Source organism: Chryseobacterium sp. SIMBA_028, from assembly GCF_046535285.1.
In the GTDB taxonomy this organism is placed as follows: domain Bacteria; phylum Bacteroidota; class Bacteroidia; order Flavobacteriales; family Weeksellaceae; genus Chryseobacterium.
The window spans coordinates 76,234-100,091 of record NZ_JAWRWZ010000013.1; the positions used below are offsets into that span (position 1 = coordinate 76,234).

At 34.5% G+C, this 23,858-nt stretch carries 20 protein-coding genes and 1 pseudogene; 7 read left to right on the forward strand and 14 right to left on the reverse strand.

The genetic code is table 11. From position 1 onward, the window contains the following. Positions 1–176 precede the first annotated feature (176 nt). Positions 177–2,036 (forward strand): CocE/NonD family hydrolase, encoded by a 1,860-nt coding sequence (locus SCA31_RS17555; protein WP_410698295.1) that lies wholly within the window; start codon positions 177–179, stop codon positions 2,034–2,036. 113 nt (positions 2,037–2,149) lie between these two features. Here the strand turns inward: SCA31_RS17555 and SCA31_RS17560 are convergent, their stop codons facing one another. The 3 genes from SCA31_RS17560 to speB all read right to left on the reverse strand — a co-directional run bounded on the left by SCA31_RS17560 (position 2,150) and on the right by speB (position 4,618). Further along, positions 2,150–2,764, reverse strand: coding sequence for an alpha-ketoglutarate-dependent dioxygenase AlkB family protein (locus SCA31_RS17560; protein ID WP_410698296.1), 615 nt, complete (start codon positions 2,762–2,764; stop codon positions 2,150–2,152). Between the two features lie 84 nt (positions 2,765–2,848). Next, complete coding sequence (locus SCA31_RS17565; RefSeq protein ID WP_410698297.1) at positions 2,849–3,691, reverse strand: bifunctional helix-turn-helix domain-containing protein/methylated-DNA--[protein]-cysteine S-methyltransferase; 843 nt, start codon at positions 3,689–3,691, stop codon at positions 2,849–2,851. 69 nt (positions 3,692–3,760) lie between these two features. Beyond that, entirely contained in the window at positions 3,761–4,618 is an 858-nt protein-coding gene (gene speB / locus SCA31_RS17570; protein ID WP_109623539.1) for an agmatinase, read from the reverse strand. A 211-nt stretch (positions 4,619–4,829) separates the two neighbouring features. Here speB and SCA31_RS17575 point away from each other — a divergent pair, with 211 nt between their 5' ends. Then, positions 4,830–5,489 carry an HAD family hydrolase gene (locus SCA31_RS17575; RefSeq protein WP_410698299.1) on the forward strand — a complete coding sequence of 220 codons (660 nt, stop codon included), beginning with the start codon at positions 4,830–4,832 and terminating at the stop codon, positions 5,487–5,489. Positions 5,490–5,603: 114 nt separating this feature from the next. Here the strand turns inward: SCA31_RS17575 and SCA31_RS17580 are convergent, their stop codons facing one another. The 6 genes from SCA31_RS17580 to SCA31_RS17605 form a co-directional block, all read right to left on the reverse strand. Continuing rightward, positions 5,604–6,998 (reverse strand): arginine decarboxylase, encoded by a 1,395-nt coding sequence (locus tag SCA31_RS17580; protein WP_410698301.1) that lies wholly within the window; start codon positions 6,996–6,998, stop codon positions 5,604–5,606. 122 nt (positions 6,999–7,120) lie between these two features. Beyond that, complete coding sequence (locus SCA31_RS17585) at positions 7,121–7,996, reverse strand: tyrosine-protein phosphatase (RefSeq protein ID WP_410698302.1); 876 nt, start codon at positions 7,994–7,996, stop codon at positions 7,121–7,123. Then, on the reverse strand, positions 7,993–8,640 hold the full coding sequence (locus tag SCA31_RS17590) for a thiamine diphosphokinase (RefSeq protein ID WP_410698303.1): 648 nt from the start codon (positions 8,638–8,640) through the stop codon (positions 7,993–7,995). The genes SCA31_RS17585 and SCA31_RS17590 overlap by 4 nt, the downstream gene beginning before the upstream one ends. Beyond that, a complete protein-coding gene (locus SCA31_RS17595; RefSeq protein WP_410698304.1) occupies positions 8,630–9,199 on the reverse strand; it encodes a cob(I)yrinic acid a,c-diamide adenosyltransferase in 570 nt (189 codons plus the stop codon). Before SCA31_RS17595 ends, SCA31_RS17590 begins: the two co-directional genes overlap by 11 nt. 196 nt (positions 9,200–9,395) lie before the next feature. Beyond that, positions 9,396–11,816 (reverse strand): TonB-dependent receptor plug domain-containing protein, encoded by a 2,421-nt coding sequence (locus SCA31_RS17600; RefSeq protein ID WP_410698305.1) that lies wholly within the window; start codon positions 11,814–11,816, stop codon positions 9,396–9,398. A gap of 300 nt (positions 11,817–12,116) precedes the next feature. Then, on the reverse strand, positions 12,117–12,698 hold the full coding sequence (locus tag SCA31_RS17605) for a hypothetical protein (RefSeq protein ID WP_410698306.1): 582 nt from the start codon (positions 12,696–12,698) through the stop codon (positions 12,117–12,119). Between the two features lie 176 nt (positions 12,699–12,874). Here SCA31_RS17605 and SCA31_RS17610 point away from each other — a divergent pair, with 176 nt between their 5' ends. Beyond that, a complete protein-coding gene (locus SCA31_RS17610; protein WP_410698307.1) occupies positions 12,875–13,366 on the forward strand; it encodes a DinB family protein in 492 nt (163 codons plus the stop codon). A gap of 145 nt (positions 13,367–13,511) precedes the next feature. Here SCA31_RS17610 and SCA31_RS17615 read toward each other — a convergent pair whose 3' ends face one another. Continuing rightward, a complete protein-coding gene (locus SCA31_RS17615) occupies positions 13,512–14,462 on the reverse strand; it encodes a helix-turn-helix transcriptional regulator (protein ID WP_410698308.1) in 951 nt (316 codons plus the stop codon). Between the two features lie 43 nt (positions 14,463–14,505). Further along, a complete protein-coding gene (locus SCA31_RS17620; protein WP_410698398.1) occupies positions 14,506–16,233 on the reverse strand; it encodes an ABC transporter ATP-binding protein in 1,728 nt (575 codons plus the stop codon). A gap of 338 nt (positions 16,234–16,571) precedes the next feature. Between SCA31_RS17620 and hmpA the strand changes: the two genes are divergently transcribed. Beyond that, positions 16,572–17,774, forward strand: coding sequence for an NO-inducible flavohemoprotein (gene hmpA, locus SCA31_RS17625; protein ID WP_410698309.1), 1,203 nt, complete (start codon positions 16,572–16,574; stop codon positions 17,772–17,774). 6 nt (positions 17,775–17,780) lie between these two features. Further along, positions 17,781–18,230: an RrF2 family transcriptional regulator gene (locus SCA31_RS17630; RefSeq protein WP_410698310.1), complete on the forward strand. Its 450-nt coding sequence runs from the start codon at positions 17,781–17,783 to the stop codon at positions 18,228–18,230. Between the two features lie 551 nt (positions 18,231–18,781). Here SCA31_RS17630 and lptB read toward each other — a convergent pair. The 3 genes and pseudogenes from lptB to hemB form a co-directional block, all read right to left on the reverse strand. Then, a pseudogene (gene lptB, locus SCA31_RS17635) lies at positions 18,782–19,507 on the reverse strand (LPS export ABC transporter ATP-binding protein); the annotation flags it as partial. 136 nt (positions 19,508–19,643) lie between these two features. Further along, on the reverse strand, positions 19,644–21,158 hold the full coding sequence (locus SCA31_RS17640; RefSeq protein ID WP_410698312.1) for a hypothetical protein: 1,515 nt from the start codon (positions 21,156–21,158) through the stop codon (positions 19,644–19,646). A 219-nt stretch (positions 21,159–21,377) separates the two neighbouring features. Next, a complete protein-coding gene (hemB, locus tag SCA31_RS17645; RefSeq protein WP_410698314.1) occupies positions 21,378–22,367 on the reverse strand; it encodes a porphobilinogen synthase in 990 nt (329 codons plus the stop codon). Between the two features lie 118 nt (positions 22,368–22,485). Between hemB and SCA31_RS17650 the strand changes: the two genes are divergently transcribed. Together SCA31_RS17650 and SCA31_RS17655 are read left to right on the forward strand one after the other, a co-directional pair. Next, positions 22,486–22,836, forward strand: a complete 351-nt coding sequence (locus SCA31_RS17650) for a T9SS type A sorting domain-containing protein (RefSeq protein ID WP_106914933.1) — start codon at positions 22,486–22,488, stop codon at positions 22,834–22,836. Between the two features lie 106 nt (positions 22,837–22,942). Beyond that, positions 22,943–23,854, forward strand: coding sequence for an ABC transporter ATP-binding protein (locus SCA31_RS17655; RefSeq protein ID WP_410698316.1), 912 nt, complete (start codon positions 22,943–22,945; stop codon positions 23,852–23,854). Positions 23,855–23,858 lie beyond the last annotated feature (4 nt).

The following is a 23,858-nucleotide window of genomic DNA, read 5'->3' on the forward strand; positions in this document are numbered from 1 at the left end:
AAGTCACAAGATTTTTTTGAAATCCTGAGATTTGACAAAATATTTTTTAACCATCTGTCTGTAAATTTCCATTATCCATAATAAAAACTAAGACAAATTCATTTTAAAGGAAGATTCTCATTATAAAATACAATAACAGTGTTTTTTTATTTTTAAATTAGCTTCAAATTTTACTTATGAAGATTCATCTTTCAATTTTACTTATTCTCTTTTTCATTCTTGGAAAAGCACAGAACACTGAACAAAAAGATAGTTTTGTTAAAGACAATTTCACCAAGAAAGAATTTTATATCCCCATGCGTGACGGAATTAAGCTTTTCACTGCAGTGTATATTCCCAAGGATATTTCCAACAAAAACAAATATCCGTTCCTCATGCAGAGAACCTGCTACAGCATTGCTCCTTATGGTGAAAATGAATATAAAACGAAAATTGGACCTAATTCCTTTCTAATGAAAGACAAGTACATTTTTGTGTATCAGGATGTACGTGGAAGGTATATGAGTGAGGGAACTTTTACCAATATGACTCCACAAGTAGAACATAAAACTAAAAAGGATGTGGATGAGAGTACAGATACTTATGACACCATTGAATGGCTTTTGAAAAACGTTAAAGATAACAATGGCAAAGCAGGACAATTTGGAACTTCTTATCCCGGATTTTATACTGCTGTAGGAACACTGGCACAACACCCGGCCCTGGTAGCCTCTTCTCCTCAAGCTCCTATTTCAGATTTCTGGAATGATGATTTTCTTCACAACGGAAAATTCATGTTGGGATATTTCAGAACATTCCCTGTTTTTGGAGTTCAGAAAACAAAGCCTGAGCAAAAAGCATGGTATATGGATTCATTCATTAAACAAACATCTGAGGATGGTCTGAAATTCTACAGAGAATTGGGTACTTTGAAAGATGCCTATGAAAAATATTATAAAAATAATTTTTTCATGACAGAAATTATGAATCATACAAACTATGATGAATTCTGGCAGAAAAGAAGCCTTCTTCCTCATCTGAAAAATATTAACCATGCAGTAATGACTGTTGGAGGATGGTTTGATTCAGAAGATCTATACGGACCTTTAAATATTTATAAGACAATAGAAAAAACAAGTCCTAAAGCTAAAAATACAATTGTAATGGGACCTTTCTCTCACGGTGGATGGTCTCAGGAGCAAGGGAAGCATTTCCATAGTGAAACTTATTTTGGAGACAGCATTGCCACCTATTACCAGAAAAATGTTGAAACAAAATTCTTTAATCATTATCTGAAAGGAAATACCAAGGAAGATGCAGGGCTTCCTGAGGCTTTAATGTATGATACGGGAGCTAAAGAATGGAAAGAATTTGCTTCGTACCCCCCTAAAAATGCACAGAAAGTGAATTTTTATTTATCAGATAAAACTTTAAAAAAGACTTCCGGTCAAGGATATTCTGAGTATTATAGTGATCCTAACAATCCTGTGTTAAGCTCTGATCATTTAAAGGATTTCAATGGATTTACTCCAAAAAATTATATGTCGGAGGACCAAAGGTTTGCAATAGGAAGACCGGATGTACTCACGTTCACAACAGAGGTACTGACCGATGATATTACTTTTGCCGGAGAGATTTTAGCTAAACTTAATATTTCCTCTTCTTCTACGGATGCTGACTTTGCGGTAAAACTGATAGACGTTTATCCTGAAGATTTCAAACCTGCAGAAAAGAAAGACGGGGTGATCTATGGAAATTATCACCAGATGGTAAGAAGTGAAATTATGCCGGCTAGGTTCAGAAACTCTAAAGAAAAAGGAGAAGCTTTAGTTTCTAATCAAAAAACAGCAGTGAATTTCAGACTTCAGGATGTGGTTCACACATTTAAAAAAGGGCATAAAATCCAAATCCAGATCAGCAGTACCTGGTTCCCTCTTTTTGCTGTAAACCCGCAGAAATTTATGGAGAATCCAAATTTTGCCTCCAAAGAAGATTACACTAAGGCATTTATCAAAATATATGATGACAGTTCCATTGAGGCTGAAATTTTAAAATAAACTGAAAAAGCTGTTCCAACGAACAGCTTTTTATATTTTTAGGTTTTGGTTAAATCCCACTTCTATTGATAGACAAACTGATCATAGATCATTTAATGAAAATCTAATTTCTACTATTCTTCTTCAATGGTTCTGAAAGTAAGGTTTACTCTTGGAGTTTTTACTTTTGTTGTGGGTGGAAGCCTGTGAAGCCAATGATCCTGGGTAGCTCCTTTCATGATTAATAAGCTTCCCGTTTCAAGGAATATTTCTATTTTTTCCTTTGTTCTTTTATGTTTAAATAAAAATTTTCTCTCTGCTCCAAAGGTTAAGGATGCAATGGCCCCATGTTTTTTCAAATCTGTTTCTCCATCACTGTGATAGGCCATTCCTTCGCTTCCGTCATGGTATAAATTAAGCAGACAGGAATTGTATGTTTCTCCGGAAATCTCTTCGCACTTTTGTTTTAATTTCAAAAGCTCAGGAGTCCAAAACTTAGCATATTTTGTTCTGTTTGAATAAGTATATTCAAATGCTTTTTCCCCAAACCACGCTACTTTACGTTTGGTTAAAATAAGTTTTCCGAAGATCACCGCCTCATCATTTTCCCAGGGAATTTGATTGAATAGATAGTCATAATACAAGTCAGATTCTTCTTTTGTGAAAACCTTTCCATAATAATGAACAGTTCCATCATGCGGAAGAAGACTTAAGGGATAACCTGGTGTTTCATCGAACAGACTTAGCATAATACTTTCTTTTGTGAGGGTAATAATTTACAACTACAAATTTCATTAATATTTTCACAAATAACACAATAGCTGTTACTTAATTTACGAATAGATTTGTGAGCTTTCCCAGCCTACAATCATCTGTTTTCTATCACTCCCCCATCGGTAACCTCCAAGATGGCCGGTAGATTGAATCACACGATGACACGGAATAAGAAATGCTACCGGATTGCTCCCGATGGCTGTTCCTACAGCTCTGGATGCTTTCGGATTTCCTATTTTTTCAGCTAAGTTACCGTAAGTAGATAGTTTTCCCATGGGAATTGTCAATAGACTTTCCCAAACTTTAAGCTGAAAATCGGTACCTTTTAAATGAAGTTTGATCGTATTGAGCTTTGTCCAGTCTTTATCAAATATGGACAATGCATTTTTTTGAAGAGCATCCTGTATTTCAAAAAAAGAAGCATTAGGAAATTTATGTTTCAAATTTCCTAATGCTGATTCTTTATTGTTTTCAAAAGCCATGTGGCAGATCCCTTTCTCTGTAGATGCTACCAAAATGTTTCCAAAAGGACTTTCGGAAAAACTATAGTTGATGACAAGGTTTTTTCCTCCATTCTTATATTCTGCGGGAGACATTCCTTCTATTTTCACAAACAGATCATGAAGTCTGCTTGTACTGGAAAGTCCCGTTTCATAAGCGGTATCAAAAATACTTGCTTTTTCTTCCTTTAATAAATTTTTGGCATGTTCAAGACTGATGAACTGCAAAAATTTCTTCGGACTTGTACCTGCCCAATCTGTAAATATCTTCTGAAAATGGGCCGGACTCAAGTGAATATTCTCTGCCACTTCCTCCAAACTTGGCTGAAGTCTGAAATTGCTCTGGATATACTCTATCGCTTTGGCAATTCTATTATAATCTATCTGACTTTGTGTGGACATTTTACTTTGTTTTTACCTCACAAATTTCCAAAGAATATACGGCAGAAAAAATCCGATTCTTGCGGAATATTAGTTGTTGTTATAAATATCGTTATAAGCAAGCATTTTGTAATATAACTTCGCTGATAAGAAAGCGGTTGGCTTAGCCATTGGAGAATCCATTAATTCTACAATATCAAATGCCACTACATTACATTTTTCAAATACTCCTCTTAATAATTCTAACGTTGGGTACCATTGTAATCCACCTGGCTCAGGAGTTCCTGTAGAAGGGGCAATAGAAGGATCGAAAGCATCAAGGTCAATCGTAATATATACGTTTCCTGAAACTTTTTCTAATACATCATTGACCCAATTTTCATTGTTAGCAATTTCGTGAGCAAAGAATACTCTTCCTTCCGGTAGATATTGAGCTTCTTCAGCATCCATAGAACGGATTCCCACCTGAACCAAGTTATGCTTTTGATTTGCTTCAAATACTGCACAAGCATGGTTAGAAGTTGAACCGTGGAACTCAGGACGTAGATCTGTATGAGCATCTAATTGAAGAACCGTTAAATTCTCGAATTTCTCACCTACCGCACGGATAGAACCAATAGAAACAGAGTGCTCACCACCGAAAAGAGTGAATACTTTTCCTTCATTGTTCAAAAGCTCTTTTGTTTTTTGATAAACAGCTTCAGTCATTGCCTCAGGGCTAGAGTTTTCAGTTACTTCACCAGCCAGGTATACTCCTTGCAAAAATGGTTCAGTACCTGTTTCAATGTCATAAAGCTCCATGTTTTCAGAAGCGTCTAAGAATAATTCAGGACCTTTATCTGCTCCTTTTCCCCATGTTGAAGTTCCATCATAAGGAACTGTTACCAACATTACTTTCGAATTCTCTAACGTTGCGTTTTCTTCGGGAATTCCTGCGTATGTTCTCATGCTTTATTTAAAAATTTTAATGTTGTAAAGATTGAAATATTAGTCGCAAAGATACGAAGAAAGTTATGAGTTTTGAGAATGTCTAATTTACAATTTACTAATATCAAATTAAAATTCAAGACTATAAATCTGATAGATGAAGTCCTATATCTTACGTCTTGTCTCTTTCAACTTTAAAATCAAATAACTATTTTTACAAAAAACTTTATATATGTCTTTAAAAGCTGTTCTTTTCGATATGGATGGGGTAATTGTAGACACAGAACCCTTGCATAGAAAAGCTTACTTCAAAACGTTTGATGAATTGGAAATTGCAGTTTCCGAAGATTTATACACCTCCTTTACCGGTGCTTCTACCAAAAGGGTTTGTGAAGCACTAATCAGTAAGTATGACCTGAGCCATACCCATGAAGCCATTGCCGGTATCAAAAGATCTCACTTCAAGGATTATTTTTTTAATGATGATGAGTTTGATTTAATTCCCGGGGTTAGAAAACTGATTGAGCATTACCATGAAAATGGAGTCAAGCTTATTTTAGCTTCTTCCGCAACCATGACAACAATCAATATGGTTTTTGAAAAATTCGGACTTGAAAAATATTTCAGCGGAAAAATTAGTGGTGCCGATTTAAAGGAGTCCAAACCTCATCCCGAAGTATTCTTATTGGCAGCTGAAATGGCAGAAGAACCTGTAGAAAACTGTATGGTAATTGAAGATTCTACCAATGGGATTCTTGCAGCCCACAGAGCAAAAATTTTCTGTGCAGCTTACAGAAGTCCCCATTCAAAAAATCAGGATTATACTTTAGCGGATACTGTTATTTCAGATTATGAAGAACTTGAACTCGATAAGGTATCTAAATACTTTTAAAATAAAGGAAGCTCTCAAATTTGAGAGCTTCCTTTTTATATTCATTAGTCTTTTGATCAGGTAAAAGTAAAATGATTGTATTACTTTTACCTTTCAAAATAACTGTCTAAGATCTTATTTGTACCCTAAAAGTTTCAAGATATCTTCTGGTTCCTGCTTCTCGCGAAAAACTTCATAGTGTAATTCACCATTTTCATCTTTCTGGATCAGGACGTGTCTAGGCTGAGGCATCAGGCAGTGGTGTACTCCACCATATCCTCCAATTGTTTCCTGATATGCTCCGGTATGGAAGAAACCAATATACAACGGCTTCGTATCACTGAAAACAGGTAAATAAATGGCATTGGTATGCTGCTCAGAGTTATAATAATCATCCGAATCACACGTTAATCCTCCCAAAAACACTCTTTCATAGGTATCTTCCCAACGGTTTAACGGAAGCATGATAAAGTGTCTTGAAATTGCCCAGGTATCAGGAAGTGTAGTCATGAAAGAAGAATCAATCATATTCCACTTTTCTCTGTCATTCTGACGTTTTTGGGAAATAATCTTATAAAGGTTAGCTCCACTTTCTCCAACGGTAAAACTTCCGAATTCAGTATAAATGTTGGGTTCTTCTACCCCCTCCTCTTCACAGAATTTTTTGATTTGAGAAACAATTTCCTCTACCATATATTGGTAATCATAATCAAAGTTTAATGAAGTTTTGATTGGGAAACCACCTCCAATATTCAATGAATCTACTTCCGGAGCAATTTTCTTCAAACGTGCATACACACGAAGACATTTATACAATTCATTCCAATAGTATGAAGTATCTTTAATCCCCGTATTGATAAAGAAGTGAAGCATTTTCAGTCTTGCATTCGGGTGCTCGGCAATCTTTTGGCTGTAATAAGGGATGATGTCCTTATATCCGATTCCAAGTCTTGAGGTATAAAATTCGAATTTTGGTTCCTCTTCAGACGCAATTCTGATTCCAATATTGAATGTAGAGTCTATACTTTCCGTAAGCTTATCAAGTTCACGGTAATTATCCAAAATTGGAGTAATGTTTTCAAAACCATTATTAATCATATCTGAAATTTTCATCAGATAATCATCCGTTTTGAACCCATTACAGATTACTTCAATGTTTTTATCTACCTTTTCTTTCTCATAAAGAGACTTCACAATATCCATGTCATAAGCAGAAGAAGTTTCTATCGAAATATCATTCTTCAAAGCCTCTTCCAATACAAAATTGAAATGACTGGATTTTGTACAGTAACAGTAGGTATAATTCTTTTTATATTCGGCTTTCTCAAAAGCTTCTTTAAACCAGCTTTTGGCTTTCTGAATATTTTGAGAAATTCTCGGCAAGTAGCTAATCTTTAGCGGAGTGCCAAATTGCTCAACAACGTCCATCAATGGAACATCGTGAAACAACAAATTGTTCTCAGAAACATTAAACTCCTCAGTAGGAAAATATAATGTCTGATCAATAAGTTCCGAGTACTTTATTTTCATTTCTAAACAAGTGAATTAAGAAATGCAAAATTGCTAAAAAAGTTTGATTTTTGGATGTTAAAATTATTATAATTTTAAATAAAACCTCAATATTGCCTCTTACAGAAATTTATAGCTGATAATCAATAGGTAAACTTTTGGATATATTCCTCTCTTTTGGTGTCAGAGATCCCCAAAACCTGCTGAATATAAGCATCTGTGGAGCCATATTTTTTATCAATCTCCCCAAAAGCTGCATCAAGATACCTTTTTTCCACCCAACTCAACTTTTCCAGCACCTGCAAGTCCATCTTTGGATATAGAAAATGCAGGGTATTGGCCAGCCGAAGTCTTTTCTCTACCAAATCTTTTCTAAAGTTATTAGACAAAAGATATTCGTTATAAATTGTTTTCTTATCAAACTTCAGTATTGTTAGAATTAGGGCAGTAACAATTCCGGTTCTATCTTTACCTGCGGTACAATGATAAAGAATGGGATCTTTAGAATCCAGAATCTCTGTAATAATAGTCTTTATTGTTTCGGGATTTTCTGTAACATACTCACGATAGAAATCTATCATTCTTTTGTCTGCGTCAGAAGCATTTACTTTCCCTTTCAGAACAAGCTTTCTTGCCTGTGATAACTGATCACTTTCATCCTCAAAAGCAGAATACTTTTTATATGTTATTTCATTGGGTAGATGATCCGGTTTTCCAGATATCTCCTTTGAATTTCTAAGATCAATAACTTCTTTTATTCCTAATTTTTCAATCTGGTCAAAAGATGCCTTCTTAAGCTTATGAAGATGGGCACTTCTGTAGAACACTCCCTCTTTTAAGCTTCTTCCCTCCATATTTTTAACATTACCTACAGCGCGGAAATTATGAACCTTTTTGATCTTAATTTCTTTTTCCGTTTCATTTTTACCATATTCCGGCGTTTCAAAATACTGTGTTTTACAAGAAAAAGCACAGCATAATGAAATCGTAAAAACTGATATTTTAATTATTTTTTTCAATATATTTTCGGATATTCTATTTCGTTACTTCCTACAAAAAATAATAAATCTCCAGATTCATACTGAACAGTAACCTCATCTTCAACAGCAAAATTTCGGGTTCCTATTCTTGAAGTGATACTTAGGTTTCCGTTTGTTAAAGGCCAATTAAGACCTGTGGTTGTGATATGATCAGCGGATGGAAAAGGATAAAGAGAAATCATTCTGTTCTTTACTCCTTTCAATGTAAAATTGTTGGGAATAAAATAGTACTCAGAAAATTCATCATAAAATTTAATGTTCATATCGTCCTTAAATGCAAAAGCAACGGTAAGGTTCCCGAGAAAATGGTCTTGTTCTCCTCCACTTCCTCCGAAAACATCAACTTCTGAATTTCCTTTTTCTAAAATAATTTCCAACGCTTTGTGAAAATCTGTCTTGTCCTGATCCAAGGTAAGAATAAACTTTTCCTGATACACGCTTTCATCCGATCCACAATGAGAATCAAAATCACCGGATATAAAATCCAATTTATCCAGAGGAAATCCCATTCTTTTAAGATAGTGAAAAGCACCGTCTGTACAGGCAATAAGGCTATAATTATCTAAATCCGGAAATGATTTTGGAGCGTCTCCGTTAATGAAAAGTAATGCTTTATCTCTCATTCGGGTTCCAGTATTCTTCCGGTTCGTTATTTACTTTTGAAATATATCTTGCTAGTACAAAGAGATAATCTGATAGTCTGTTTAAATACTTAATTAATTCCGGACGTACTTCTTCTGCCTCGTTAAGGAATACCAATGAACGTTCTGCTCTTCTGCAGATGGTTCTTGCAGCATGTAAAAATGTTGCCGGCTTTCCACCACCCGGAAGAATAAAATATTGAAGAGGCTCCAGCTTTTCCTCAAAGGCATCCATCCACTGTTCCAATTCTTCAATTTCTGTTTCTGAGATAATGATAGGAAGACGTGATTTTCCATTAGCCAACATCAATTTATCCGCCGGTGTTGCTGCTTCTGAACCTACTGTAAATAAATCAAACTGTATTTTCTTCAATTGCTTCAAAACTTCTTCATCTTCAATATGGCTTTTAGCAATTCCGATGAATGAATTCAACTCGTCTATATTCCCATAGCTGTCAACTCTTGCACTGGCCTTGGAAACTCTTGTCCCACCATATAATGCAGTCTGACCTTTATCGCCTGTCTTTGTATAAATTTTCATACTACTAAAATACTTTAATTTGTATAAAGTACAATGCAAAAAGTAGCAATAACTGCCTATTCTTCCTGAAAAAACAATTAGCTGACATTAGGAATTAATGTCAGCTAATATTTGCATAGGTGGGTGCTATATCTTTTTAGATTACTTTCCCTTTGTTAAGCATGATAAATCAAATGCCAATTCTTTTATTTATAGATTAAAAAGTATAATTAACATTTAGCTGAAAAATTGTTCCGTTAAATCCAAACTGATTCACCTCCCAAGGATATTTGAACCTTCCTCCAAGATCTGTTACTATATCTCCTTTACTATCTATTATATCCGGATAAATATTAAATAAATTATTTACGACTCCGGAAACTTTAAGGTCTTTCGTGATTTTATATGTTAAAACGATGTCCGTAACTACCTTACCAGAAAATGTCTGATCTTTGGCAGGATCAGTTGCGTGCTGCCATGTAACAGAACCAAAGTAAGTATTATTAAGATTAAAGTTAAACTTTGAAATATCATACGAAAGACTAAGAATAGTTTTTGTTTTTGGCCTTGCAGATGTAATTCTAGATTGTTCTTTTCTATCAAAAAAGTTTTCTGAGTAACCATTTTCAGCCAAAATAGGTGGAACTGCAATATTATCTACTATTTTAGTTTCGTTATAATTGAAAGCTGCAATAATTCCCAATCTTCCTTTGCCGATAGCGGATGTATAATAATTAGCCACGAAATCTACCCCCTCAGTAACTGTATTTACAGCATTGGTGAAAAACTTCAAGGAGGTTATTTTATTATTGTCTAATATTACTTCCACAGGGTTTGTTGTATCCGGATTACCCGGAGCACCGGTTTTGTAACCAATATCTCCTGAGAAAAGTACTCGGTCTTTAATTTTTATTCTATAATAATCGGCTGTAATAGTAAGGTTTTTAAAAGGTTTCACTGCAAATCCCGCAGTAATATTAAAGGCTTTTTCAGCATTTAATTTTGCTACACCAAGATCAGATCTTACAATTTGAGAATCATTATTAAAAGTACCCTGATTAGCTACAGTATTTCCTGTAATTTTGGTTTGAACGTTGGAATAATAAATTTGGTGTAATGAAGGTGCTCGAAATCCTGTAGAAACAGACCCACGGAAAACTAATTTATCATCTAACAACTTATATCTTGCATTTCCTTTCCAGGAAACATTATTTCCAAAATCACTAAAGTTTTCATATCTCACAGTTCCCCCAAGTAACAAGTTTTTCGTAACATCCCATTCAGCATTCATATAAGCTCCAATATTTTGACGATTTTTATTGACTTCATTTTGAGACTGCAATCCTGGAAATGATTCTGCACCACTTCCTATATAAGACGCTTCCTCTCCTGCTCTCGCCTGATAGTTTTCATTGCGTACTTCAACGCCAGCTCCTAAAACTATCGCACCAAAATTTCGGTTGATATCTATGTTTCCAATAATATTACTAAACTGATGGCCACCTGCTTTAAAACTTGTTGGTGAATTTCCACCCAAAGATGTATTAATGGTATTTCCTACAACATAATTTACTGCATTAGATCCAAAGGTTGCACTACCATCAAAACTCCATTTTCCAAACATGCCTTTCCACCCGGAAGTTAAATTATAATCATAAACATCTGTTTTAAATTTCGGCTGAAATCCATTGTAAGGTTGTCCTTTTGGAGTTAATAAACCAAAATCTGAAGTTACCCAATAGGGTGTTCTATACAAACCAAAACTAGTTCCATTCCTGTAAGTTGTACCACCAAAAGCATAAAATTTGCCTGTTTCACTTGTTGGCAATTCAAAATTTACAAACATATTAGCAACTCTTGTCTCCGGCTGCCCTATAATCATTCCCAAACCAGGATTAGCCTGCGTCCAAGCATTATCCACACCAAAAAGTTCATCTTTTGTAATAGAACCCGCACGGTTAGTTTTATTTTGGGAAGAATATCCCAACGTAAGATTCAAACTTCCATTTTTTGCAACTCTGATTCCCGTATTAAAATCTGCCCCTATATTAAAGCCATCTCCTTTTGAAGTAATCCCTGAAAAAAGATTAACAGTGCTTTTTCCAACACTGTTTTTAAGAATAATATTAATTACTCCTGCAATAGCATCAGAACCATATTGTGCTGAGGCACCATCTCTCAATACCTCTACGTTTTGTAAAGCTGCTGACGGAATACTTTTAAGATCTGTACCTACTTCGCCTTTTCCTGGTGTATCATTTACATAAATTAAAGCGCTTTGATTTTTTCTTTTACCATTAACCAAAACTAATGTTCTGGAAGGACCTAATCCTCTTAAGTCTGCCGGATCAAAGTGAGCCGTTGCATCAGAAACGGTTTGCTGTGATGAATTAAATGATGGCACAGCATACGTCAAAGCTTTATCAAAAGTAACCTGTCCTGTAGATTTTAGTTGTACTGCCGAAATATTATCAATAGGAATGGCAGAGGTAATTATAGTTCTAGGCTTAGTTCTGCCCGTAGTAACCACAACTTCATCTATATTATTTTCTTTTACTTTTTCCTGAGCATACCCCATAGTACCGACTCCGCTTAATACTAATGCATAGATTTTTTTATTAAATAATTTATTTTTCATTATTGTTAATTATTCAATAAATCTAGTAAAAATATTAATATTAAACACAAAAATAATACATATAATGAAAATTTCACTTCTATATTGTGTAAATGATATTATTTCTCAAAAAAACAAAACTTAATTTACAAAACATAAATTAGCTCGCTAATAATCCGAAAAATATTAGCCAATATTAGCAATAAACAATATTTTATTCTTTCTGGGAAGTGATTTTTTTTCAAAAGATTGAAATTAGTTCACCAATGGCTCGCTATGACTGCTGAACAAAAACGGCCGGTAAAAACCGGCCAATCCAAATTATTTATTTACCTCTACGTATTGTATGATGGTCTGATTTTTTGGGTTGTAGATAATTGTACTACTGTTTGGGAACCTTTTTAGCTTGTAATATTCAATGCTTTTATCCGTTTTAATATCTTCTAAAAGACTTGTATCAAAGGTATTTTCAGGAAGAAATTTTGAAATAAGACTTATTTTACTAAGAATACTTTGTCCATCAATCTTCCTTGCGGCTTTATCCGATTTACTTTCATCAGAAGTCGCCTGTTTTTCTAAAAAAGGAATCAATGCTGCAATATCAGCTTTGTATTTCAAGATATATCCTTCAGTTCCGGTAGGAAGCTTAAACTTCTTTCCTTTATCTTCTGAAACCAAGGATCCTGAATTAGGAAAAACCTCATTAAATTTCACATCCTGAGAGTTGGTAAAAGAGTTAATGGATTCATTAACTGTTTTTTTAACGGTTTCTTCTACTGCTTCCTGCGCTTTTTGTTGTACCGTTTCAGTTGTTTTCTGGACTGTCTGGTCAATTTTCTCCTCAATTTTATTACATGATACTAATAAAAATGTAGTCATAACAGGCAAAATATACTTCTTCATAATTCTAATGGATCAATTTCTTTTCATTAATATACTTTTCTTCTAACGGAAAAGTAGCTCTCAATATTTTAGCAAAGAAATAAAATATTTTTCAACATCAAAAATCCTACTGACAAACTGTTGTCATCACCCGCTCTTACCTTTGTATCAACAATAACAAACAAAAACAATACATTATGACAACTACAGTTACAGCCACACAACAATTCATGTCAACCGAGCAATTATTAAAGCATTGGCAAGGACACAGAAATCTGACAAGAAGAGTGATCGAAGCATTCCCTGAAAAAGAATTATTTGAGTTTTCAATAGGGGGTATGAGACCGTTTGCTAAATTAGCAGTAGAACTTATCAGCATTGGGGGGGTCGCTTTAAAAGGAATTGTCGAAAGCAATACGGAAGCTTATACTGAAGAAAGCTTTAATCCAAAAACAAAAGAGGATATTCTTAAAAAATGGGACGAAGAAACAGGGGTTATCAATCACTATTTCAATCAGATTTCAGAGGAACGTCTTCAGGAAACTTTCAACCTATTTGGTGAGTATGAGTTCCCGGTATATGAAAACATTCTTTATTTTGTAGACAACGAGATCCATCACCGTGGACAGGGATATGTTTATCTGAGAGCTTTAGGGATTGAACCTCCATTCTTCTGGGAGAGATTCTAATTAAAATACAATCATTAAAGAAAGCAGATAGGCTGAGAAACAATCTTGAATTTTCAATATAGTCTCGTTGGGTTAGCTTTCTTGAACTTTTTAACCATTTCATCTTTTTGCCTCAATTCACCTCAACACTCAAACTGTTGAGGTTTTATTGATGTCTCTCCGTCATCTTTACAAGCAGTTCATTCAATTTTACACGAAGACTTTCAGGTTCTAAAACGGTAGCATAATCTGCAAAAGTGATGACCCATCGTGGAAATCCGCCCTCAATCCATTCTGTTTCAAAAGTCAGTTCTACGCCTTGATCTGTCTCTACTTCTTCAATTAAGCCATAATACTTTTTGGAATTCACCAGATGAGACATTATTTCTTTATCTACCAAAAGCTTTGCCCTTACTTTATTTCCGTGTGATTTTCTATAATCATTAATCTGTCCATATTCCTGTAAAAAAGGAACCTGTGTCTTGGAAATCTGCAAAATTCTGTCTACCCGAAACTGTCTGAAATCTTTTCTCAGCGTACAATAGGCCATGATATACCAAAAGTTAAATTCGAAGAAGATTCCAACCGCTTCAATGGTTCTGCTCGTCACTTTTGAATCTACCGTCTGATATTCGATATTTAACTGGGTTTTCTCTGCAATACTTTCTAAAATAATAGGAATTACATTTTTCAGGGAATCTTCTTTCTGGGTATGAACATTAAAAACATCAATCTGCTTTTCAATATTCTGAATCAGGTTTTTATCTGAATATCGTAATACAGAACGTACTTTTTCCATTGCCGTCTGATAATGATTTCCCAAACTTTGATGAGAAAACTTCTGCATAAGTTTTTCAGCAGTAATGAAACTCAAAACTTCTTCTTTTGTGAACATCACTGGAGGAAGTTTATAGCCATCCATGAGGGAATAACCATTTCCCGCTTCTCCTACAATTGGAATCCCTGCGTTTTCCAATGTTTTTACATCACGGTAAATGGTTCTGATGCTGACATCAAATTTTTCGGCCAGATCCTGTGCCCTTACAACTGGCTTAGACTGAAGCTGGGTAAGAATAGCCGTTACCCGGTCAAGTTTTTTAAGATAGTGATCGTTCATGTATGTACCGTTGCTGACTGAAAGTTTATAATTCGCAAAATTATTAATTATCTTTAAGAGTATTGACCAGTTTATCAAGATTTAAACTGCGTGCCGAAGCGTCAAAAATTTCACGATACGTACCATCCTTAGTATAAAGTTCATCATGGGTTCCGCTCTCTACTACTCTTCCCTTTTTCATTACATAGATGGTATCTGAGTCTAAAATCTGGGATAAGGAGTGAGAAATAATAACAACTGTTCTTCCCTCTTTTATGGCATCCAGAGAATTCTTTATCTGTTCTGTGGCAATGGCATCCAAACTTGCCGTAGGCTCATCCAAAAAGATGATGGGAGGATCCTTTAGAAATAATCTTGCTATGGCAATTCTCTGTTGCTGTCCTCCTGAAAGCTGAGTGGCATCATGCTTATATCCATCCGGGAGATCCAGGATCTGATCATGAAGGTATGCTTTTTTTGCAGCATCCTGAATTTGCTCAAAATCTGCATTCATATCTCCGTAGCGGATATTATCTTCAATACTTCCCTGAAAGATATGATTCTTCTGAAGAACGAGCCCAAGATCACTTCTTAGAAAAGTATTATCATATTCGTTCAGGTTGACATCGTCCAATACAATTTCTCCGGAATCGGGAAGATAAAATTTACATAAAAGATTAATGACTGTTGATTTTCCTGCTCCGCTCAACCCTACCAATGCTGTTGTTTTCCCATTTTCAATTTTCATGGAAACATTATGGAGCGCTTTTGTTCCGTTGGGATACGTGAAGTCTACATCTTTAAGTTCAAAAGTTCCTTTAATTTCTTTTTCTACAAAGTTTCCGTTCTGCTCGGTTTCATTATCTGCGTTGAGAATATCAAAATACCCTTCAGCATAGATCATAGCATCATTCATATCATCATAAATCCTGTGCAACTGGCGGATTGGCGCTGAAACATTATTAAAAAGCATAATATGAAGCATAATTGCCCCAATGGTCATCTGCTGATCAAGCACCAGATAAACAGTCAAAAGAATGATTAAAACTACTCCAAACTGTTCAATGAACGTTTTTAATCCATCGTAAATAAAATTGATTTTCCTGGTGAACATTTGGCTTTCCATCAACTGCATCTGCAGATCATATTGTTTTTTACCCTCAAATTTTTCACGGACAAAACTTTTAATCACCATGATAGAATTGATAAGGTTTAAAAGACCTGAAGTCTTCTTTTCTCTTTGATTTCTTAACTGGCGACGTACTCCACCTAATTTTTTAGCCTGTAAAGAACTTATATAAAAATAAATGGGTACAATAATCGTGGAAACGGCTCCTACATATACATTTTGCATATACATAATGATCAACGCAATAATGGCATTGGAGAAAAGCGGAAGAATATCAATGAAAAAATTTTGTACCAGCTTTGTCAGACTTTCAATACCACGATCAATCCTGATCTGCAGTTTTCCGGATTCATGGTTTTCATCATTAAAATAAGCAACTTTATAGGTCAGAATTTTATCAATTGCTGATTGAGCCAATACAGAACTGACATTGATTCTTATTTTTTCTCCATAAAATTTCTGTCCGAAGTTGATAAAAATATTCAGCAGTTCCTTTCCCAGTAAGATAATGGAGATGATAATCAAAATATGAATTCCCTCTGTCATTGGGTGTGGAAGGTGGGTAAGCTTGGTAACCTCATCCACCGTATATTTCAGAACAATCGGGTTTACCTGTGCTGCCAAAGCACCAAGAAAAGTAAGGAATAGGGTTCCATAGATCATCAACCGGTAAGGTCTGATGAATGGAACAAGTTGTTTATAAATTCCAAATAAAGTAACTGTTCTGTTAAAAGGTTTTGCCATGAATCATAGTATAGGTCTTAGTAAAATTAAGCCTTTTTTAAAACAATTCATAGAAAAACCAGGCTTAATACCGGCTTAATTTTCCTTCCGGACCAAAACCATTTAATCTCTTCGCATTCAAAATGATTTTCCTCATTTCGGAAGTTTATTCTCCTCCACTTTATTTTTTAGAAATACACATTCTTTAATTGTTGTATTTTAAATACAACAATTAATATTTTTTTGTACATTTGTACCATCATATAAAAAAAGACCTGATGAATAACGAACAAAAAGCACTTGTAAAGGCAACAGTACCCGTTTTAAAAACGAATGGAACCGATTTAACAAAACATTTTTATACAAGGATGTTTACGCACAATCCTGAACTGAAAAACATTTTCAATATGAGTAACCAGGCAAGCGGAAAACAGCAGAATGCTTTAGCTGGAGCTGTATTAGCCTATGCTGAGCAAATTGAAAATCCTGAAGTTCTTATCAATGTACTAAGATCTATCGGAAATAAGCATGTAAGCTTAAATATTACCCCCGAGCAATATGATATCGTTGGACTTCACTTGATTTCTTCAATAAAAGAGGTTCTTGGAGAAGCAGCGAATGATCAACTGATAGAAGCCTGGACACAAGCCTATAATGAATTGGCTCAAATTATGATTTCTATTGAACATGAACTTTACCAATCTACCCTGCAAAAGGATGGAGGATGGAAAGGATGGAGAGCGTTTGTAATTGCAGATATTGTGGAGGAGAGCAGTGAAATTAAATCATTCTATCTAAGTCCTAAAGATAATAAGGCTATTGCGGACTATCTTCCTGGTCAATATATTTCAGTGAAGACATTTGTTCCTGCATTAGGACATGAGCAGCCAAGACAGTATAGTTTATCATCAGCCTTCAACCCAGATCATTACAGAATATCCGTGAAGAGAGAAAAAAACATTCAGAATTTACCTGATGGGGTTGTTTCAAATGTATTGCACAAAAAAATGATAGGTGATGAAATATGGGTCAGCGCTCCTGCTGGTGTTTTTTATGCCAACCCAATATCTGAAGATCCATTAGTATTAATAAGTGGTGGCGTTGGGGTAACTCCATTATTGAGTATGCTGGAAACTAAAAAAAATACATTACAGAATAACACCGTAGTGTGGCTTCATAGCTGTAGAGATGAAAATGTACATGCGTTTAAAGATCATGTAAATCAACTAAACACTAATAATCAATGGCTTACTACTCATGTTTTTTATGAAACTATTGAAAATGAGTCTCATTTTGCCAGAAAAGGGAGAATAGACTTACATGAAATTAAAGAGGAAATTCTTATTGATAAGGCAAAGTATTATATTTGTGGACCCGAAGCATTTATTAAAGCTCAATATAATTCTTTATTACAGCTAGGCATTGCCAAAGAAGATATTCTCTATGAGGAATTTGGGCCTCAGCTGCTTCATCTAAATTAACAATCAATGAAACTGAACCATTTTACCGACTATAGTTTACGAGTATTAATTTATCTAAATCAAAACGATAAGGCTTCTTCATGTTCTTTGGATGAATTGTCCGGAAAACTGAACATACTCCGTAATCATCTTATTAAAGTGGTTCAGTTTCTAGCTCAAAAAGAACTAGTCATAACGAAAAGAGGAAAAAATGGTGGAATTACCATTTCTGAAAAAGCTAATAAGACAGGATTAGGAAGTCTCATCCATTTATTGGAACAAGATGATACCCCCATCATCAATTGTTTTGCAAAATCTTGTGTGTTTGTCTCCTATGATTGTAAATTAAAATCATTTTTGGATACTGCTTACCAAGCTTTTATCGACAGTATGAACCAGCATCATTTATCTGACCTCGCTTTTAACCATTGGGAAATTATCTTTGCCAATCAGAAAAATGCTACAAACAATAATTAAAAGCCTGTTTATTACGGCTATCATCACTTTTACATTAAGCTCATTACACAATAGTGAAAAGATTTATAACGAATATTTTATATATGACTGGTTAGAGGCATGGTCTATTGCACTGACGATAACTTTAACATTCAATATTCTTATTTTTCCCAATTGTAAATTCATGAGAAAAAACTGAACAAGTCCATTAAAAAGTTTTTGCTATAAAATTTGCCTTATCCTTCGTACATATAAGTCGTAAGGTAATGCAGTTCAGGTCTGCTTACCTCTTTAGATTCAGCTTCTGCCTGCTCCAATGAATAATTGCTATTGATTTCTTTTTTCTGAAACACAAATGAATTGTTCACATTCTTATCTACTATATCATTAAAGATATGTTCAATCTCAGAATTAGCTAATGAGGCAAAACTGATATCCTCAAAGCCATACATCAGCCTTAAGTCATCATATTGCTTGAAGTTTTCATTTACAAATCCTTGCAATTGAGATTTTGAATCGAAATTACCTGCCCAGATATTATAGGCATATTTTTTCTTTTTCGGTTTATCAAGAATGCTTTGATACACGAAGTTTTCACCAAGATACGCCTCTCTTACCTGCGGGTCATTGGCAAGGTCTTCTGGAAGCCCTTCTTTCAGGATCTTCCCTTCAAACATGATGTAGGTTTTGTTGGTAATGGCTAAAGTCTGCTGTACGTTGTGGTCTGTAATCAGAATTCCGATATTTTTATCTACCAAACTTCTTACAATTTTCTGGATATCTTCTACTGCAATCGGGTCAACTCCAGCAAAAGGCTCATCCAAAAGAATAAAGTTCGGGCTTGTGGCAAGACAACGGGCAATTTCCGTTCTACGTCTTTCTCCTCCGGAAAGTAGATCTCCTCTGTTTTTACGAACATGCTGCAAAGAAAATTCTTCAATAAGTTCATCACACTTGATCTGCTGCTCACGTTTTGAAAGCTTCGTCAACTGTAACACTCCCATGATATTTTCTTCTACGGATAATTTTCTGAATACTGAAGCCTCCTGCGCCAGATAACCGATTCCTTTTTGGGCTCTCCGATACATGGCATCAGTGGTAATTTCCTGCTTATCCAGAAAAATTTTCCCTGAAGTAGGCTTAACCAATCCTACAATCATATAAAACGATGTGGTTTTACCTGCCCCATTCGGACCTAGCAAACCAACAATTTCTCCCTGCTGAACCTGTACAGAAACGCCTTTTACAACTTTTTTAGGACCGTATTCTTTGATTAAGTTTTCTCCTCGTAAAATCATAGGGCAAATATATCAAAAATGCAAACAAGTTGGCATGCCCCTATGCTCTTTATATCTAGTTTATGATAATCAATAAAATTTTTTACACTTTTTATGATTAAAACTGGTAAATAGAGTCTTTACTTACTGTTATTTACTAATTTCCATACATCGTAAAATGTTCTGTTTTCTTTACTATTTTTTTCTTTTTCATTACCTCAACTGTAAACGTACTTTTATAAAAACCATCTTTGAAGAGTGTAAATTTCTTTTCGTCTACAGCAAATACGTTGGTATTAAGTCTTGATATATCTGTTTTCCACTGCGGATATTCTACATCCATTTCCCATGATGCCCTGTCCGGATATTTCCCATGAATTACATCTAAAAGTGGCGACCCCGGCAAAAAAACGATGTTCGGGTATTGGGAACTGAGACTTTGGGCTTCCATAATATAGTCATATTCCTTTTCAGGAATCAATAATCCGGAAACGGCAGGAATATTCTTTGTGAATACGTAATGAGAAGAAAATATACTTTCAGAAAAATAGGGGTATTTTAATCTGACCAATAAAAATGAACTTAAGGACAACAACCATAGAACTCCAAAAAATCGGGTTTTATCTTCCAGAAATTTAATCAGTAAAATAAACACTAAAAACGTAGGATTATTGGCTCCCCAGGAAATAGTGGAAGTCCAACCTAAAAGCAGTAAAAAGAATATATTTTTTTCAGATGGATTATATTTTAAAAACAAAACCATCAAAAGTAGAAATAATGTATTAATCCCAATGAAAACTCCATTATTAAATAGTGGATAGAAGATTATAGCAGGAAAAACGATCAATAAAATATTCTCAATAATTTCCTTTTTAATCTTAATCAGATAGATCATAAGCAGGCAACCAATCAATAATGCAGATTGCCATTTGCTTTTAAATAAATAAGGAGCAATACTGCTGTCATAAAAACTCGAAGCTATGGAAAGGTTAAAAACCAGATTCCAAAATGAAGCAAAGTTTTCAATAATATGATATTGAAAAACAGCGAATACCAACACAAAAAAAGACACACCGGAAACGATAATATCATTTCTGACAAGGCTATTTTTTTTAAATATATCTTTCAATATAAAAAGAGACATAATAGCGGTAAAAACAAAAAAAGATTGTTTGGTAAGTGCCGTGATCGCTAAAAATACCAATGTACTCAGCAACCATTTCTTCTTATAAAAATAAAGAGAGACTGCCCCGAAAAATAGGCCGTCAACAGTATGCCATGGCATAATTGGAAACACGTTAACAAAGCAGATTACAAAAAGGAAACTAATCTCGTATCTGATTTTATCAAAAAGTAATTTCTGAAAAATTAATCCCGCAATAAAACATTGTATAATGAATAAAACCCTGCATATCAAAATAAAATAGGGAGATGTGGCGGGAATCCATTTAAGTAGAAAATCCCAAAAGATGAGAGTAAAAAAGGGACGGATATAATCAAAATCCTTATACATTTCCTGCCCTTGCTGCAATCGCCCTACCATCGATGGAATAAAGCCCAGATCAAATTGATCAATACTATAGATACATATAAAGAAAAGATAGACTACTGATAAAATACCCAGCACGTATTGAAAAGGTTTTCTAAGGTTTTCTTTAAAAATGATATTCATTAACTTTTATATATTTTATTGGATGACTACAGTACAATATAATCTTTTATTTGTAATTGGGAATGCAATGATACAGATAGTTTTTTGATCTTCGCTGATTTCACCTTGGTGTACAAAATTTTTTAAAAAAAAAAGAGATTGCCGTGATGACAACCTCTTTAAGTTTATAGAAATTTACAAATCAGAAAATTCATTCATAATTCATAATTTATCGTTTAATTATTTATTTAAAATCATTGCAGCTTCCTTAGCAAAATAAGTAAAGATCATATCTGCTCCTGCTCTTTTGAAGCAAGTAAGATTTTCAATGATTGTTTTATCATTATCCAGCCAACCGTTCTGAACAGCTGCCTTTACCATCGCATATTCTCCGCTTACATTATAAACAGCAATAGGAAGATCAATAGCTTCACGTACCTTGGAAACGATATCCAGATAAGGAAGTCCCGGTTTGATCATGATGACATCAGCACCTTCTTCAATATCTTTATACACTTCGTTCAATGCTTCTCGGGAGTTGTGAAAATCCATTTGGTATGTTTTTTTATCCTTTGGAATTTCAATATCATCCTTTGGAGCGCTATCTAAAGCATTTCTGAAAGGTCCATAGAAAGAACTTGCATATTTTGCAGCGTAGCTTACGATACCCACATCCGCAAATCCACTTTCCTCTAATGCCTCACGAATCACCAATACTCTGCCGTCCATCATGTCACTTGGTGCCACAAGGTCTGCTCCTGCTTCTGCATGAGATACTGACATTCTTGCCAGCGCATCATTGGTAGCATCATTTAGAATTTTTCCATTTTCAATAATTCCGTCGTGTCCGTATATTGAATAAGGGTCCAGAGCTACATCCGGCATCACAATCATTCCTGGTACTGCATCTTTAATCGCCTTGATTGTGTTCTGCATTAATCCATCTTTGTTCCATGCTTCTTTTCCTGTATTGTCTTTCAAGTGTTCTGACACTTTCATATACAAATTAACAGCTTTTACACCTAAAGAAAATAACTCCTTACATTCCTTTACTGTTAAATCTATACTTCGCCTAAAAATTCCCGGCATAGACGGGATCGCCTCCTGCTTGTTTTCGCCCTCCATTACGAAGATCGGCATTACAAAATCATCAGTTGTAAGCACATTTTCTCTTACCAAACTTCTGATAGATTCATTAACTCTAAGTCTTCTATTTCTTGAATGTATCATTTTGGAATACTTTTTGAATAAGTTTCTACAAATTTACTATAAGTTCTATAAAAAACTATTGTACGAGATTATAGAATTTGTTATATTTGTTATATATATTCGAGAAATTATAAATTTGATGAAAAAACTTTTACTTTTATTTCTATTCGTAGGCACTTTTGTTGGATTTTCCAACAATTTACAAGCTCAGCTTAGAGAGCCGAGTTCCATCACTCAAAAGGCGGATGATGGTGTATTGCTTGCCTATCCAAATCCTGCAAAGGATTTCCTTATTATTAAGGCAAAAGATTCTTCTCTAAGAATCAAAAGTGTGACTTTTTATTCTATTTTGGGTATGCAGGTCGCTAATTATACTGTAAATATGAATTCCGGTGAGATTAATATTGAAAAATTAAAACCCGGAAAATATATGATCCGCTATATTTTAAGTGACAATACACAGAAAGTTACTCAAATCGTGAAACAATAAATTAAAATCCTGATAATCATCAGGATTTTTTCTTTTACATTAATCTCTTTTAATATTTCCGTAACTTTAGGGACTTTTTTATACTAATTGTAAAAAGAACAATTGAATGCTAAAAGCTGAACATATTAAAAAGACCTATAATGCCGGAAAAAAGGTCGCCCTGGATGATTTCAGCATCCATGTACCGAAAGGCAGTATTTATGGTCTTTTAGGACCCAACGGAGCGGGGAAAACCTCTTTCATCCGTATCATCAACCAAATTACCCAAGCAGACTCAGGAGATATCTTTATCAATGGAGAAAAACTGAATCCAACCCATATCAAGAATATTGGTTATATGCCTGAAGAACGAGGGTTGTATAAGAATATGACTGTTGGTGATCAGCTTCTTTATTTTGGCGAGCTGAAAGGAATGAGCAAGAACGACGCCCTGAATGAAGCAAAAAAATGGTTTGATAAACTCAACATTGATCAATGGTGGAAGAAAAAGCTTTCTGAGCTATCCAAAGGAATGGCACAAAAAATCCAGTTTGTAGTAACTGTATTGCACAGACCTCATCTTTTAATTCTTGATGAACCTTTCTCAGGCTTCGATCCTGTAAATGCCAACTTAATTAAGGACCAGATTATTGATCTTAAAAATAATGGAACCACAATCATTCTTTCTACCCACAGAATGGAAAGTGTGGAAGAAATGTGTGATTATGTGGCATTAATCAACAATTCTCAAAAAATCATTGACGGAAGAGTCTTTGATGTAAGAGAAAAATTCAAGAAAAATATTTTCGGAATTACTCTTTCTGAGGTTAATAATGAACAACTGGACAGATTTAAAAACAAATACGAGATCTTCAATTTTTCCAATGAAAACAATCTGATGTCCTTTGACCTAAAAAATGAAGCTGATCAGAATAACATTCTTCTTGATCTTGTACATGTGGGTAAAGTAAGATCATTTGATGAGAGAATTCCTAGTATGAATGAGGTGTTTATTAATGCCGTAAGTAACCACTCTTAATTTT